13 protein-coding genes are annotated in these 15,282 nt (G+C 68.0%); 11 read left to right on the plus strand and 2 right to left on the minus strand.

Features of this window, described 5'->3' with window-relative positions; all coding sequences use genetic code 11:
* Positions 1-200 precede the first annotated feature (200 nt).
* Complete coding sequence (locus ON19_RS00915; RefSeq protein WP_051168406.1) at positions 201-1,682, plus strand: SpoIID/LytB domain-containing protein; 1,482 nt, start codon at positions 201-203, stop codon at positions 1,680-1,682.
* A 168-nt stretch (positions 1,683-1,850) separates the two neighbouring features.
* Here ON19_RS00915 and ON19_RS41565 read toward each other — a convergent pair whose 3' ends face one another.
* Positions 1,851-1,991 (minus strand): helix-turn-helix domain-containing protein, encoded by a 141-nt coding sequence (locus ON19_RS41565; RefSeq protein ID WP_169334149.1) that lies wholly within the window; start codon positions 1,989-1,991, stop codon positions 1,851-1,853.
* Positions 1,992-2,328: 337 nt separating this feature from the next.
* Between ON19_RS41565 and ON19_RS00925 the strand changes: the two genes are divergently transcribed.
* Positions 2,329-3,087, plus strand: a complete 759-nt coding sequence (locus ON19_RS00925) for a MerR family transcriptional regulator (RefSeq protein WP_043684849.1) — start codon at positions 2,329-2,331, stop codon at positions 3,085-3,087.
* A gap of 153 nt (positions 3,088-3,240) precedes the next feature.
* Positions 3,241-3,879, plus strand: a complete 639-nt coding sequence (locus ON19_RS00930; protein ID WP_043684852.1) for a hypothetical protein — start codon at positions 3,241-3,243, stop codon at positions 3,877-3,879.
* Positions 3,880-3,929: 50 nt separating this feature from the next.
* Here ON19_RS00930 and ON19_RS00935 read toward each other — a convergent pair whose 3' ends face one another.
* Positions 3,930-4,565 (minus strand): TetR/AcrR family transcriptional regulator, encoded by a 636-nt coding sequence (locus ON19_RS00935; RefSeq protein ID WP_043684855.1) that lies wholly within the window; start codon positions 4,563-4,565, stop codon positions 3,930-3,932.
* A 107-nt stretch (positions 4,566-4,672) separates the two neighbouring features.
* Here ON19_RS00935 and ON19_RS00940 point away from each other — a divergent pair, with 107 nt between their 5' ends.
* From ON19_RS00940 to ON19_RS00975, 8 genes are all read left to right on the plus strand, one after another.
* Positions 4,673-5,395 (plus strand): SDR family NAD(P)-dependent oxidoreductase, encoded by a 723-nt coding sequence (locus ON19_RS00940; RefSeq protein WP_043684858.1) that lies wholly within the window; start codon positions 4,673-4,675, stop codon positions 5,393-5,395.
* A gap of 259 nt (positions 5,396-5,654) precedes the next feature.
* Positions 5,655-6,881 (plus strand): UDP-galactopyranose mutase, encoded by a 1,227-nt coding sequence (gene glf, locus ON19_RS00945; protein WP_043684862.1) that lies wholly within the window; start codon positions 5,655-5,657, stop codon positions 6,879-6,881.
* An 8-nt stretch (positions 6,882-6,889) separates the two neighbouring features.
* Positions 6,890-8,824 (plus strand): glycosyltransferase, encoded by a 1,935-nt coding sequence (locus ON19_RS00950; RefSeq protein WP_043684864.1) that lies wholly within the window; start codon positions 6,890-6,892, stop codon positions 8,822-8,824.
* Between the two features lie 74 nt (positions 8,825-8,898).
* Positions 8,899-9,459, plus strand: a complete 561-nt coding sequence (locus ON19_RS00955; protein ID WP_051168419.1) for a phosphatase PAP2 family protein — start codon at positions 8,899-8,901, stop codon at positions 9,457-9,459.
* Between the two features lies 1 nt (position 9,460).
* Positions 9,461-10,387, plus strand: coding sequence for a decaprenyl-phosphate phosphoribosyltransferase (locus ON19_RS00960; protein WP_043684867.1), 927 nt, complete (start codon positions 9,461-9,463; stop codon positions 10,385-10,387).
* Between the two features lie 4 nt (positions 10,388-10,391).
* Positions 10,392-12,332 (plus strand): arabinofuranosyltransferase AftB family protein, encoded by a 1,941-nt coding sequence (locus ON19_RS00965; protein ID WP_280925636.1) that lies wholly within the window; start codon positions 10,392-10,394, stop codon positions 12,330-12,332.
* 229 nt (positions 12,333-12,561) lie between these two features.
* A complete protein-coding gene (locus tag ON19_RS00970) occupies positions 12,562-13,629 on the plus strand; it encodes an alpha/beta hydrolase (RefSeq protein ID WP_043684870.1) in 1,068 nt (355 codons plus the stop codon).
* A 306-nt stretch (positions 13,630-13,935) separates the two neighbouring features.
* Positions 13,936-14,997, plus strand: a complete 1,062-nt coding sequence (locus tag ON19_RS00975; RefSeq protein ID WP_043684874.1) for an alpha/beta hydrolase — start codon at positions 13,936-13,938, stop codon at positions 14,995-14,997.
* The last annotated feature ends 285 nt before the right edge of the window (positions 14,998-15,282 follow it).

Genomic DNA, 15,282 nt, shown 5'->3' on the forward strand with positions numbered 1-15,282 from the left:
AGGGCATGAAAATGCTGGTGAGAAGTATTTTTGGGAGACCCGTACGTCGGGTGCCGCGCCGACCGCCAAGTGGCCTGCCGATGATCCAGTCTGTGTTGCTCTGTGGAGTCCTGCTGATTGCCAGCGTGGTGTTGACGCTGTCTACTGCGCGGAATGATGTCCCGTTTCGGACACTGGCTGGTCCAGGACATGGACGGGGCATGAGCCAGTTGGGCGCGTTCGAGAGCGCTCGCGACGGGTGGTCCGCCGAACGTATCCTCGCGCACTTCTACCCCGGCGCGGCACTCTCCACCATCGCGCCGACGGCCGTTCGCGTCCGGCTCGCGGAGCAGGACGACTCGTCTCTCGACGCCTTCGCCGCCGCCGGTCTGCGCGTGGGCGGTCGGGAGGTCGCGCCCGGCCAGGTCGCGCATCTGACGCCGCTGCCAGGTGGCGGCGCGAACGTGGCGGTGACCGTCGGCTGTGACGGTGACGTGCTGTGGCAGGCGCGGACCGACGACCCGTGGCTACATCCGATCGACCCGCGGCCGGACCGTCCTGCGGCAGAACATCTCACGCTGTGCGGCGGCTCGGCGTACCGCGGTGCGCTCGGGGTGGCGCTCGAGGAAGGCGCGGCCCGCACGATCAACCAGGTGGACGTCGAGGACTATCTGCTCGGCGTGGTTCCGGCCGAGGTGCAGGCCAACTGGGCGGACAAGGGCGCGGCAGAGGCGCTGCGCGCCCAGGCGATCGCGGCGCGCTCGTATGCCCTTGCCGAACAGCGTTATCCATACGCTCAGACCTGCGACACCACCGACTGTCAGAGGTATCCCGGTACCGCGCAGGAGGACCCGCGGACGGCAGTTGCCGTCGCGGCCACGGCGGCCACGGTCCTGCTGCGCGAAGGCCGGATCCTGCGGACCGAGTACTCCGCCGCGCCCAGTGGCGGGGAACCCGCGGACATCCAGACCATGGCTGTCGGACCCGCGCCCGGCGAGCTGGTAACCACAGCGCCACCCGACGATCCGCGCGAGCAGGCGGCCGCCGAGTCCGCGATCGATGCCGAGTACCGCCGGATCGGCGGCGCGAACAGCACCATCGGTACGCCGCTCGGGCCGGAGATGATCCTGCCCCGGCGCGCGGGCACCTACCGGCTCTACACCAACGGCGTCATCATCGTGACGTCCACGCTGGGCGCGCAGGTGGTGGACTACTCCCGCATGCTGCAGCCGGTGCCGGAAGTGGCTGAGGGGCAGCAGGTTCCGTCCGCGCCGCTGCCCGGCAGTGCGTCTTCTCCAGTTGCGGTCACGCCTGGTGGCGCGCAGTCCGGCGCCGCTGCACCTGGCGGTGCTACCGCGTTCGGCGGTGCGGCTCAGCCCGGCGGCGAGACTCTGCCTGATATTGCGGCGGCACCCGATGGCGTGGCTCGGTCTGGCGGTCCGGCTCAGTCTGGTGGTCCGGCTCAGCCTGGCGGCACGGCTCAGTCTGGTGGTGCGGCTCAGTCTGGCGGTGGGGTTTTGCCTGGTGGTGCGGCTCGGATCGGCGATGCTGCGGCTCCGGATGGAATGGCTTCGCCGGGCGGTGGAGCTACGCCTGGTGGTGCTGGTGTGGCCCTCCCTTCGCCTGCGGAGCTTGCCGGCTCGTCACGAGCCGCAGGAGCTGCGCCCGCCTCTCCGCCTGCCTGGCAGGCGCCTTCCCGCTAGTGCGGCGCCGCTCGGTGCGGCGTCCGCTCTCGCTCCTCGCCGCGGATGCCCACTCCCGAGGTATGTCGCCGAGTGACTCGGCCGACGTGCAGCAAACAGGTCAACTGCTCTTGGGAGGTGCGGTCAAAGGCCGCGAGCAACCGCTGTTCGTTCGTCATGTGCTCGGGGCTACAGGTCGTCCATCAGTGCTCGGCCCTGCTCTGCGAGGAAAATCCGGACCGCCCGGTGGTCTTCCGCGCACGGTTTGCGCACTACCAGGCGTTTGGCCGCCAGCCGGTCGATCCGGTTGGTGATGGTGCCTGAGGTCACCATGACCACCCTCGGCGGCACCCGCGGTGAGTAATGGTCTCGCCTTCCGCGGGTTGCTCAGTCCCGTGTCGACCGCCGTGATCGGATGGGTCGCACTCGGGCACGCGCTCACCGGGCTGCGGATGCTCGGTATGGCGATTGCGCTGGGCGGCACGCTGCTCGGCCGAGCGGTCGGTGCACCGACGGCACCGGCTTGTCCGTGCCGTCGCCCGTACTGGTCGCCCCTGCTCCGGGACTGCGCTGAGCGCCGGAAAGTTCCTGCTGAATAAGGGTTGACCTTGACGTAACGTCAACTTGCAAGCTGGTTACACCGACGAGAGAGAAGGGAGGACAGGTCGTGGAAGCCGGGGAATGGTCCATTCAGGATCTGGCGAAGGCGGCCGGTACCACCAGTCGCACGCTGCGCCATTACGGGCAGCTGGGGCTGTTGCCGCCCAGCCGGATCGGCGCCAACGGCTACCGCTATTACGACCAGGGCTCCCTCGTGCGGTTGCAACGCATCCTGCTGCTGCGGGAACTCGGCCTCGGCCTTCCGGTCATCGCCGAAGTCCTCGCCGGAGAGCAGGACACCGCCGCCGCGCTGCGCACGCACCTGGAACTGCTGCGGCAGGAACAGGATCGGATCCGGCGGCAGATCGAGTCGGTGCAAACCACCCTGCACAAGACGGAAAGAGGTGAACAACTCGTGGCAGCAGAAGTTTTCGACGGCTTCGACCACACGAAGTACAAGGACGAGGTGATCGAACGCTGGGGCAAGGAGGCCTACGAGAGCGGTGACCGCTGGTGGCGCTCGATGTCCGACGCGGACAAGAAGACCTTCCAGCAGACCCATCTCGACATCGCCGCCGACTACGGCCGGGCGCACGCCGACGGGCTCACCCCGGACAGCGACGAGGTGCAGGCCGTCGTCCAGCGTCACTACGACTGGATCGGCATCGGCTGGCAGGGCCGTCCGGTGGTGAAGGAGGCGTTCGTCAACCTCGGTGAGATGTACGTGGCCGACCCGCGATTCGCGGTCAACTACGACGTGCACGGCGCGGGCACCGCCGAGTTCGTGCGCGACGCGATGAAGGTCTACGCCGAGCGGCGGCTGTAAATCACAACCCTCCGGTGGCCGGTACGCGTGCACGCGTACCGGCCACCGGTCGTTCGGTGATCCAGCGCTGCCCGCTGCGCTGTGCAGGAGTGGCTTTCGGGTCGCTCGGCGTGGGCGCGGCGCGGTAAGGTTCGATGCCACAAGGGGGGTTCGATGAACAATTCGTACGCGCGGCCCGAGGTACAGGGCGGCAGCGGAGCGCCGTCGACGTGGCAGGCCGCGTTGGCGGTGATCGCGGCATGTCTCGGCGGCGGCGGGATCTGCGTCGGTGCACTGTTGGGCATCAAGCTACTGCACCGCTCTTCCATTCGAACCCCGGACTCGGTCAAGGATTTCGACGCCTGGTGGGCCGCGACCAACATTCGTCACGTGCAGGAGACGTTGCTCGGGGTGTCCGCCCTGCTGGCACTTGTCCTGCTCGCCGGGGGGATTCTCCTGCTGCTCGGCAAGCCGGCCGGACGGCCTGCGGTGCTGATCGGGTCCGCATGGGGATTCGTCGGCGGTCTGATCGCCGCGACCTATGGCGGACAGTACGGCTTGTCGGCGCAGTCGTCCGCCTCGTCTCTCTACCTGATCGTCGGGGCCGCTTTCTGCTCGGTCGCGTTCGTCACGATCGCGACCAGTCCGCCGGCCCGCCCCACGGTGTCAGCCATGCCCGCGCCGCCGCAGTTCGGTCACCAGTCACCGATGCCGCAGTTCGGTCACCAGTCACCGGCGCCGCAGCCCGGCCATCAGTCACCGCCGCCGCAGTTCGGCCCCCATCCCGCACCGCAGTCGCTACCGCCGCACTGACGCGCGGTCCGGCTCGCTCGCCGCGACGCCATAGCCACGTCACGGCGTCGCTAGGCCTGGTCGTCGTCGCGTCCGAGCGCATGCATCAATTGGTCTTCGGTGATCGGCGGCACCGGAAGAGGATGAGCGGCCTCCGCGCGTAGGCCGTCGAGTACGAGGCCGAGGTTACGGCGCCAGGCTTCGGGGGCGATCTGACTTGTCGCCTCCACGATCCTGGTGTGTGACCAGGTGATGAAGGCGATGTCCTCCAGTACCCAGTCGTCGCGCAGCACCCCGGCTTCCTGCGCACGGGTGATGATCCGGCGCATCAGGCCGTGGCCGTATTCCTGGGCTCGGGCGATGGCGTGGCTGGGGGCCGCCCGCACGGCGAGTTCGCTGAGCAGCCGGTCGGCGGCTTGCAAGGCGCAGACCTGCTCCACCAGGTAGACGAACGACGCCCACGGGTCGTCGATGGCCAGCGCGTCTTCGGCGATGCGGCTGCCCGCTTCGATCCGGTCCTCGACCGCCGCCGCGATGAGGTCGTCGCGGGTGGGGAAGCGGTTGTAGAGCGTGCCGATGGCGACGCCCGCGCGGGCGGCGATCTCCTTCAGCGGTGCGTCGAGGCCGCGTTCGGTGAAGACGGCGCGGGCGGCGTTCACGAGCGCGTCCCGGTTGCGCTGGGCATCGCTGCGTAACGGCTTGTCCACGCGCCGATCCTACAAATCGGACGCCCCATATATGTTGAGCATGGGTTCAACTTAGGCTAACGTCGAGCGCGAACTTGAACCATGGCTCAACTTATCCGGGAGTGAAAATGACCAAGACCATCGCGATCTTCGGGTACGGCCCCGGCCTCGGGGTCGGCACCGGGCGCAGATTCGGACGCGAAGGGTTCCGCGTGGCGGTCATCGGGCGCGATCCCGAGAAGGCGCGGTGGCATGCCGAGGAGCTGACGGCCGAAGGCATCGAGGCCGCCGCCTTCCCGGCGGACGTGACCGTCGCCGCGCAGGTCACGGGCGTGATCGAGAAAATCGAGGCGACCTTCGGGCCGATCGACGTGGCGATGCACGGCGCGGCGGGCAATATGAGCGACCGGCTGCCCTCCACCCTCGAGGTGGACCTCCCCTCCCTCGATGCGCCGATCGCGCTGAAGCTGCACTCACCGATCCTGATGACGAGGGCGCTGGCGCCGGGAATGGTGGCGCGAGGCGACGGCGCGCTGCTGTTCTCGTCGGGCTCGTCCGAGCATTTCGTGGCGCCCTATCTGGCGCACTTCGGTATCGCGCTGGCCGCGCAGCGCGGTTACCTGCGCCAGCTCGAGGTGGAACTGCGCGGCACCGGCGTCTACGTCGGGCTGCTCAATATCGGCGCGCTGATCGACCGCAGCAAAGCCGCGCAGATCGTCGACGAGCACCCGGAGGTGATTCCCGAGGGCCTGGAGATCGTCCGGATGAGCGGCGACGAACTCGGTGACCACTACTGGCGGCTGTACACCGAGCGGGACAAGGTCGAGCTCGACGTCGGTTTCCCGGCCTGAGCGCAGCCCACACGAAGGAAGCCCTTGGATCGCGTCCCGGTTCGCGGCGGCCGATGGGAACGGACAACGCCGCGAAGCGGACGCGATCATCCGGCCAGGGGAGTAAACAGCACGCCGGTTGCCGGCGAAGCCCATTTCGGCAAACATCGGGCGAAATCAGGAGGTCGGAGGCGTGAAATCGGGTGCGGTGAGCGGTGCCGCTCAGCGCACTTCCGACTCCACCCGGACGCGGCGAGGACTTCCGATACTCTGGGCTCCCGTGACCGTCGCATCGTCCCCGGGTAACTCCGTCCATTCCGCCTCACAGTTCGATCTGATCGTCGTCGGCTCCGGATTCTTCGGGCTGACCGTTGCCGAACGCGCCGCCACCGTGCTGGGTAAACGGGTTCTGGTGATCGAACGGCGCCACCACCTCGGTGGCAACGCCTATTCCGAGCCGGATCCGGAAACCGGGATCGAGATCCACAAGTACGGCGCCCACCTGTTCCACACGTCGAACAAGCGGGTGTGGGATTACGTCACGCAGTTCACCGAGTTCACCGGCTACCAGCACCGCGTCTTCGCGATGCACAAGGGTCAGGCCTACCAGTTCCCGATGGGCCTCGGTCTGGTCTCCCAGTTCTTCGGCCGCTACTTCTCGCCGGAAGAAGCCCGCACGCTGATCGCGGAGCAGGCCGCGGAGATCGAGACCAAGGACGCGCAGAACCTCGAGGAGAAGGCCATCTCGCTGATCGGCCGCCCGCTCTACGAGGCGTTCGTGCGCGACTACACCGCCAAGCAGTGGCAGACCGACCCGAAGGAGCTGCCCGCGGGCAACATCACCCGGCTCCCGGTCCGCTACACCTTCGACAACCGCTACTTCAACGACACCTACGAGGGCCTGCCCCGCGAGGGCTACACGAAGTGGCTGGAGAACATGGCCGCCTCCGACCTGATCGAGGTGCGGCTGAACACCGACTGGTTCGAGGTGCGCGAGCAGCTGCGCGCCGAGAGCCCGGACGCGCCCGTCGTCTACACCGGCCCGCTGGATCGCTACTTCGACTACCGCGAGGGTGAGCTGGGCTGGCGCACCATCGATTTCGAGACCGAGGTGCTGCCGGTCGGCGACTTCCAGGGCACCTCGGTGATGAACTACAACGACGCGGACGTGCCCTTTACCCGCATCATCGAGCCGCGCCACTTCCACCCGGAGCGCGAATACCCCACCGACAAGACCGTGATCATGCGGGAGTACTCGCGCTTCGCGCAGACCGGTGACGAGCCGTACTACCCGATCAACACGCCGGAGGACCGGTCCAAGCTGCTGGCCTACCGCGAGCTGGCCAAGCAGGAGACCGCCTCGGCGAAGGTCGTCTTCGGCGGTCGCCTCGGCACCTACCAGTACCTGGATATGCACATGGCGATCGGCAGCGCGCTGAGCATGTTCGACAACGTGCTCCAGCCGCACCTGGCCGACGGAGCACCGCTCGTGGACCAGGAGGCGTAGGAGCACCGATGACCTCCCAATCCATTTTGGAAGACATGACCACCGAGACCCGCGCGAAGTCGCTGCTGCAGCGCATCATCCTGCCCCGGCCGGGCGAGCCGCTGGACGTGCGCACGCTCTACGTCGAGGAGTCGCAGACCAACGCCCGGCGCGCGCACGCGACCACGCGCACGTCGCTGTCGATCGGCGCGGAGTCCGAGGTCTCGTTCTGCACCTACTTCAACGCGCTGCCCGCGAGCTACTGGCGGCGCTGGAGCGTCCTGCCCTCGGTGGTGCTGCGTCTGGAACTGGCCGGCCACGGCCGGGTGGACGTGTACCGCTCGAAGGCCGACGGCTCGCGGATCCACGTGCAGGGCAAGGAATTCGCCGTCGCGACCGGCGCCGATTCGGTGATCGTGGAATTCGAGACCGACCTGGGCCCGTTCGAGGACGGCGGCTGGATCTGGTTCGACATCACCACCGACACGGCGGTCACGCTGCTGTCCGGCGGCTGGTACGCGCCGGTCGAGGCGCCCGGCGAGGGCAGCATCGCGGTCGGCATGCCCACCTTCAACCGGCCCACCGACGCGGTGAAAACCCTCGCCGCCCTCGGTTCGGATCCGCTGGTGCTGGAGAAGATCAAGGCCGTCATCATCCCGGACCAGGGCACCAGGAAGGTCGTCGACGAGCCCGGCTTCGCGGAGTCCTCGGCGGCGCTCGGTGATCGCCTGTCCATTCACGACCAGCCCAACCTCGGCGGCTCCGGCGGCTACAGCCGGGTCATGTACGAGGCGCTGAAGAACACCGACGCCGAGTACATCGTCTACATGGACGACGACATCGAGATCGAGCCGGACTCGATCCTGCGCGCGCTGGCCTTCGCCCGGTTCGCCAAGTCGCCGGTGCTGGTCGGCGGCCAGATGCTCAACCTGCAGGAGCGCTCGCACCTGCACGTCATGGGCGAGGTCGTCGACCGCGGCATCTTCATGTGGACCGCGGCGCCGAACGTCGAGTACGACCACGATTTCTCGAAGTACCCGCTCAAGGACCGGGACAACTCGAAGCTGCTGCACCGGCGCATCGACGTCGACTTCAACGGCTGGTGGACCTGCGTCATCCCGCGTCGCGTCGCCGAGGAACTCGGCCAGCCGCTCCCGCTGTTCCTCAAGTGGGACGACGCGGAGTACGGCCTGCGCGCCCGGGCCGCCGGGTACCCGACCGTCACCCTGCCCGGCGCGGCCGTGTGGCACATGGCCTGGAGCGACAAGGACGACGCCATCGACTGGCAGGCGTACTTCCACCTGCGCAATCGCCTGGTGGTCGCCTCGCTGCACCTGCCGGGCAACGGGCGCGCCATGGTCGTCAACACGATCAAGGCCACCCTGAAGCACTTGCTGTGCCTGGAGTACTCGACGGTCGCGATCCAGAACCTGGCCATCCGCGACTTCCTCGCCGGCCCGGAACGGCTGTTCCAGCTGCTGCCGAGCGCGCTCGGCGCGGTGCACCAACTGCGTAAGCAGTACCCGGACGCGGTGATCCTGCCCTCGTCCACCGAACTGCCGCTGGCCAGCCACGTCGGCGTCGGAGCGGTCGGCGAGCCCGCCAACCCGATCGCCAAGGTGGTGCGGTTGGCCAAGGGCGTCGTGCACAACTTCCGCCCCGCGCACACCGAACATCACGACACCCCGCAGCTGAACGTGCCGACGCTGGACGCGCGCTGGTTCCTGCTCTCGCAGGTCGACGGCGTCACCGTCACCACGGCCGACGGACGCGGCGTCGTCTACCGCAAGCGCGATCCGCGTCAGGCGCTCGGCCTGTTCAAGGAGGCCATGCGCCTGCGCAAGGAGCTGGCCGCCCGCTTCCCGGAGATGCAGGAGCGCTACCGCGCCGCTCACCCGCAGCTGACCAGCACCGCGGCGTGGGAGAAGGTCTTCGGCATCGACACGAAGGATGGGCAGCAGTGAGTCTCGGAGCGAGCGCCGCCGACGACGCGGCGGTGCAGCCACACCTGCACAGCGCCAACGGTCACGGCGGCCCGGTGTCGGCGCGACCGGCGGCTGCCGAGCAGGCGCCGCCGGAGGTCGCGATCATCAACGCCGTGCAGGCCGCCCTCGGCGGCAAGCCCGCCGTGGTGTCCGCGGCGCGCGGGCTGTCGCACTTCGGTGAGCACGCGCTCGGCTGGGTCGGTATCGCCGCCGCGGGCTGGCTGGTGGACAAGCCGCGGCGCAGACAGTGGGCCGGGGTCGCGGTGGGCGCCGTCGGCGCGCACGCGGCCTCGATCGTCATCAAGCGCGTGGTCCGCCGTCCGCGGCCGAACGATCCGTCGGTGCAGGTCAACGTGGGGACGCCGAGCAAACTCAGTTTCCCGTCCTCGCACGCGACCTCGACGACGGCAGCGGCCGTGTTGCTCGGCAGATTGACCGGGCTACCCTTGCCTGCGGTGCTCGTCCCCCCGATGCTGCTTTCCCGGGTGGTCCTCGGGGTGCACTACCCCTCCGACGTGCTCGCCGGTTCCGCGCTCGGCGCCGCGTCCGCCGCCGCCCTGCTCGCCGCCGAAAAGAGACTCGACAGTGACCGCACAAGAAAGAGCCTTGGTTGACATGAGTGAAGAGCCGACCGGCGCCGACCTCGCTGAGGCGGTAGTCAAGGGTCCGCCCAAGACGCTGGCCGGCGGTCTGTTCAAGGCAGTCCGTCCGCGGCAGTGGGTCAAGAACGTCCTGGTGCTCGCCGCCCCACTGGCCGCGGGCACCGCCACCGACGTGAACGTGCTCGCGCCCGTCGGCATCGCCTTCGTGGTGTTCTGCATGGCGGCCTCGGGCATCTACCTGGTGAACGACGCGCTCGACGTGGAGGCCGACCGGGCGCACCCGACCAAGCGGTTCCGGCCGATCGCCGCGGGCGTCGTCCCGGTGAACCTGGCCTACCTGCTGTCGGCGGCGCTGCTCGCCGGATCGATCGCGGGGTCGTTCCTCGCGTCGTGGCACCTGGCCGTGGTGATGGCGGTCTACATCGGCATCCAGCTGGCCTACTGCTTCGGCCTCAAGCATCAGGCCGTGCTGGACATCTGCATCGTCTCCTCGGGCTTCCTGCTGCGCGCTGTGGCCGGTGGCGCCGCCGCGAACATCGAACTGTCGCAGTGGTTCCTGCTGATCATGGCCTTCGGCTCGCTGTTCATGGCGGCGGGCAAGCGCTACGCGGAACTGCAGATCGCGCTGGGCACCGGCGCCAAGATCCGCAAGTCGCTGGAGTACTACACGCCCACCTACCTGCGTTTCATCTGGACCCTGGCCGCGACGGCGGTCGTCGTGTTCTACGGACTCTGGGCGTTTCAGCAGGACGGCATCAAAGACACCAACTGGTTCGCGATCTCGATGATCCCGTTTACCATCGCAATCCTGCGTTACGCGGTCGACGTCGATGGCGGCGAGGCCGGGGAACCAGAAGAGATCGCGCTGGGGGACCGCATCCTCCAGTTCCTCGCAATCGCCTGGATCGGAGCGGTAGGTGTCGCTGTCTATCTCACCTGACGAGATGCTGGTAGCGGAGCGAACGGAATACGCGGCGCAGCGGCAGGCCGATGAGCAGAGCCGCTCCGCGTCGCGGTTCGCGCGTCTATCCAAAACCATGTTCGTCGGTGGGATCGCGCTCACCGTTGTCCTTTTCGCGATCGGAGGCTGGCAGCGGCGGTGGATCGCCGACGACGGCCTCATCGTGTTGCGCACCGTGCGCAACCTGATGGCCGGCAACGGGCCCGTCTTCAACGAGGGCGAGCGCGTCGAAACCAACACCAGCACCGCGTGGACCTATCTGGTCTGGTTCTTCAGCTGGCTGACCCAGGCGCGGCTCGAGTACGTGGTGCTCGGCGTCGCGCTCACGGTGTCGCTGGCCGCGGTGGTGTTCGCCATGTTCGGTTCCGCGCGGCTGTGGGGCGGGGCAGGCGCCGGGCTGCTGCTGCCCGCGGGTGTGCTGGTCTACATCGCACTGCCCCCGGCCCGCGACTACGTCACCTCCGGCCTGGAAAGCGGTCTGGTGATCTGCTGGATCGGCCTGCTGTGGTGGCAGCTGATGCGCTGGAGCCAGGCGAAGTCGGTGCGCGTGCCCGGCCTGCTCGGACTCGTCTTCCTCGCCGGTCTCGCGCCGCTGATCCGTCCCGAGATGACGCTGGTCGGCGCGCTGGCGCTGCTGATGATCTTCTGTGCCCCCATGCCGGAGAGCAGACTGCGCCCGATCCTGCTGCGCGCGGTGATCGTCGTGGTGGCGGGGCTGGTTCCGCTGGGCTATCAGGTCTGGCGGATGGGCTACTACGGCCTGCCGTACCCGAACACCGCCGTCGCGAAGGACGCGGGCGGCGCGAAGTGGGGGCAGGGCTTCACCTACCTCTGGGACCTGGTCGGTCCGTACTTCCTGTGGGCGCCGCTGCTGGTGCTGCTGATCGCCGGTGTGCTCGCCGCGCGCACACGGGCGCGCCGCACCGCCCCTGCCGAGGGAGACTCGGCGCGCGGTTGGTCGGCCGGCCGAGTCCGGCAGTGGCTGCGTTCGCCGAGCGCGGTGGTCACCTTGGTTCTGGTGAGCGGATTCCTGCTGACCCTGTACGCGCTGCGGGTCGGCGGCGACTTCATGCACGGCCGGATGCTGCTGCCGCAGCTGTTCCTGCTGCTGCTCCCTGTCGCTGTCCTTCCGATCCGGGTGCCACAGGGTGGCCTGCGCGCGGCGACGGCCGCCGACTGGCCCCTCGCGGCGCTCGCGGTCGCCTTCGTCGGCGTCACGGGCTGGGCGCTGTTCGCGGCCGACACCACCGCGATCAAGACCGGCACCAAGATCACCTCGACCGGCATCGTCGACGAGCGCGTCTATTACGTCCTCAATACCGGGCACGACCACCCGATCCTGGCCGAGGACTACCTGGACTACCCGCGCATCCGCGCGATGGTCAACGACATCACCAACACCCCCGACGGCGGCCTGCTGCTGAACTCGCCCTCGTTCATGTTCTGGTACATCGCTCCGCCACCGCAGCCCATTCCGGACGGCGGCGCCGGGCACACGGTCTACTTCCTGAATCTCGGAATGACCAGCATGAACGTGCCGCTGGACGTGCCGGTGATCGATCCGATGGGCCTGGCCTATCCGCTGGCGGCGCACACCGACCGGCTCACCGACGGCCGGATCGGGCATGACAAGAGCCTCTACCCGGACTGGGTCGTCGTCGACGCCGGCATGGTGGACAAGAAGCCGTGGATGCCCTGGTACCTGGACGAGAAGTGGGTCACCCAGGCGCGCACCGCGATGTCCTGCCCCGACACCCAGGCGCTGATGATCTCGCACCGTGATCCGCTCACCTTCGAGCGTTTCCGGCACAATCTGCGCAATGCGCTGCGGTTCGCGAAGTACCGCATCGACCGGGTGCCGAAGTACGAGATCCAGCGTTGCGGGCTGGTCGATCCGTTCCCGCAGCCGCTCGCGCCGCGCTGACGCCGGAATCACACTGGGCCCATCGGTCGCGATGGGCCCGGTGATCTCGATCTGCGCGGTAGATTGAGTGGCGTACGCCGCTTTATCTCTTTTTGGTAACGCCACCGTGTCGATACCGATATACGCTACGACCGTATGCCCGGCCCGGCGTCCACCGGTCGTGGGCATGGGCGGGTTACCGTGTGGACGGCTTGCCGCTGTCGCTTGTGCAAACGAAAGGTTAAATCTGATGCGAGGCGTGATCGGGCGTCGTCTTAAAACTCGAAGAGCAGGTTCTTGGCTCAAGCGGTCCATGCTGGTGTCGCTGGCTGTTCTGCTACCGCTCGGGGTGTCGGTGGCAGGTCCTGCCGCCCCGGCGTCCGCCGCGTTCAATCCGGACGGCTTCGACTTCTGGGTCGATTCCGAGATGGGGCCGATCAAGTCGCGCGTTTTCCGCGCCGCCGACGGCAACACCGGGCGCGTGGTCTACGCGCTGGACGGCATGCGGGCGCGCACCGACCTGAGCGGCTGGGAGATCGACACAGAGGTCGTCCGCGAGCTGACCAAGTGGAACATCAACGTGGTCATGCCGGTCGGCGGCCCGTCCAGCTTCTACGCCGACTGGAACGGGCCGAGCGACTTCTTCGGCCTGGGCAGCGCGGGCTCGTCCTCCACCGGTTCGGCGAACTCGGGCTCGGGCCTGCTCACCGGTTCCGCGGGCGGGCCGGGCAAGACCAGCACCTACAAGTGGGAGACCTTCCTCACCAACAACCTGCGCTGGGCGCTGCGCGACCGGCTCGGGTTCAACCCGAGGGGCAACGGCGTCTTCGGCCTGTCCATGGGCGGCAGCGCCGCGCTCACCCTGGCGGCCTACCACCCCGACCAGTTCCGTTACGCCGGTTCGTACTCCGGGTACCTGAACATCTCCGCGCCGGGCATGCGCGAGGCGCTGCGCGTGGCGATGCTGGACGCGGGCGGCTACAACATCGACGCGATGGCGCCGCCGTGGGGCCCGCAGTGGCTGCGGATGGACCCCTTCGTGTTCGCGCCGCGGCTGAAGGCCAACAACACTCGCCTGTGGGTCTCCGCCGGTAGCGGTCTGCCGAGCGCGGTCGACGGCCTGAGTTTCAACACCATCAACGCGATGGGGCTGGAAGCGCTGGCACTGGCCAACACCCGGGCCTTCCAGGTCCGCATGCTCACCCTGGGTGCGAACAACGTCACCTACGACTTCCCGGCCGTGGGTGTGCACAACTGGAACTACTGGGCCGATGAGGTCTACCGGATGATCCCGGACCTGTCCGCGAACATCGGGTAATAGCCCGGACGATCTCGGCGAAAGACCGCTCCGCGTCATTGGCGCGAAGCGGTCTTTCGGCGTTTCCACGGTCGTCCGGGGATACACGGGCAACGAATACGAAGAGAAAACGGCTTCGGTAGTTGTGGTCTGGATCACCATCCAGCAACATGAAGGCATTCGCTTCCGATTGATACGCGAACAACATGCACCGAGGTCGTTTCGTCCGGGTACTGGTGGAAGTCGTGCCTCGGTGCCCGATGAGGGTGCCAGTAGAGATCGCTAAAAGTTTGCTGATCAGGCCGCCCGAGGGAAAGGTCGAATGTGATGCGAAGTGCGCGCAGCAAGCGCGGGCCCGAGAGGTCTCGAACACCCCGTTCCTGGTTGCGAAGGTCCGTTGTCGGCGTCGCCGTGGCGATGCTGTTGCCGCTCGGCACGGCCATCGCGGGCACGGGCGCCACGGCATCGGCCGCGTTCAACCCCGCGGCCTTCGACTTCTGGGTCGACTCCGGCATGGGGCCGATCAAGACCCGGATCCTGCGTGCCGCGGACGGCAACACCAACCGCGTCGCCTACGTGCTGGACGGCATGCGGGCGCCGGAGTCGCTGAACGGCTGGGAGATCGAGACCAACATCCCGGAGGTTCTGGCCGGTCAGAACATCAACGTAGTGATGCCGGTCGGCGGCATGTCGAGCTTCTACGCCGACTGGAACGCGGCCAGCGAGTTCTTCGGCGTGCCGGCGGGCAGCGGCTCCAGCACCGGCTCCGGCGGGCTGGACGGGTTCGCGGGCGGACCGGGCAAGAGCTACCGCTACCAGTGGGAGACCTTCCTGACCAACAACCTGCGCTGGGCGCTGCGCGACCGGCTGGGATTCAACCCGTACCGCAACGGCGCCTTCGGCTTGTCGATGGGTGGCAGCGCGGCACTGACCCTGGCGGCCTACCACCCGGACCAGTTCAGCTTCGCCGGTTCGTTCTCCGGCTACCTGAACAACTCGGCGCCGGGCATGCGTGAGGCGATCCGCGCCGCCATGCTGGACGCGGGCGGCTATAACGTCGACTCGATGGCCCCGCCGTGGAGCCCGCAGTGGTTGCACATGGACCCGTTCGTCTTCGCGCCCAACTTGGTCCGTAACGGCACCCGCCTGTGGATTGCCGCCGCCAGCGGCCTGCCCGCGGGCAGCGACCCGCCGAGCTTCGGCACCCTCAACGGCATGTGGCTGGAGACACTGGCGCTGGCGAACACCCGCGCGTTCCAGGTCCGGATGGGGAGCCTGGGCGGCGGCAACGCGGTCTACTCCTTCCCACCGTTCGGTATCCACGCCTGGAACAACTGGGCCGACGAGGCCATGCGGATGATTCGGGATATGTCGGCGCACATCGGCTGAAATATTGGCAGCGCCTGCGGCGCTGCGTGTTCGCGGCCCCTGGATGGCTCGCGTCCGAGCGGACGAGACTCGCGCCTGCGGCGCATGCGCTTCGTCCGCTCGGACGCGAGCCGGGCCGCGAACGGTGCTCGTAAGACTCGCACCCGAGGGGTGGAGAGGGTGGGTGTCCTGCGTTGGGATTTATTGTGCGGGGTTGGTTGGGACGGAGTATTTGTTCGCGTTTGTTCGGTGGTGTTCTCCGTAGGCGTGTGGAGGGGCGTGGTGGCTGGAAGGCTGCCGCGCTTG

The organism is Nocardia abscessus NBRC 100374 (genome assembly GCF_000308455.1).
GTDB classification, from domain to species: Bacteria; Actinomycetota; Actinomycetes; order Mycobacteriales; family Mycobacteriaceae; genus Nocardia; species Nocardia abscessus.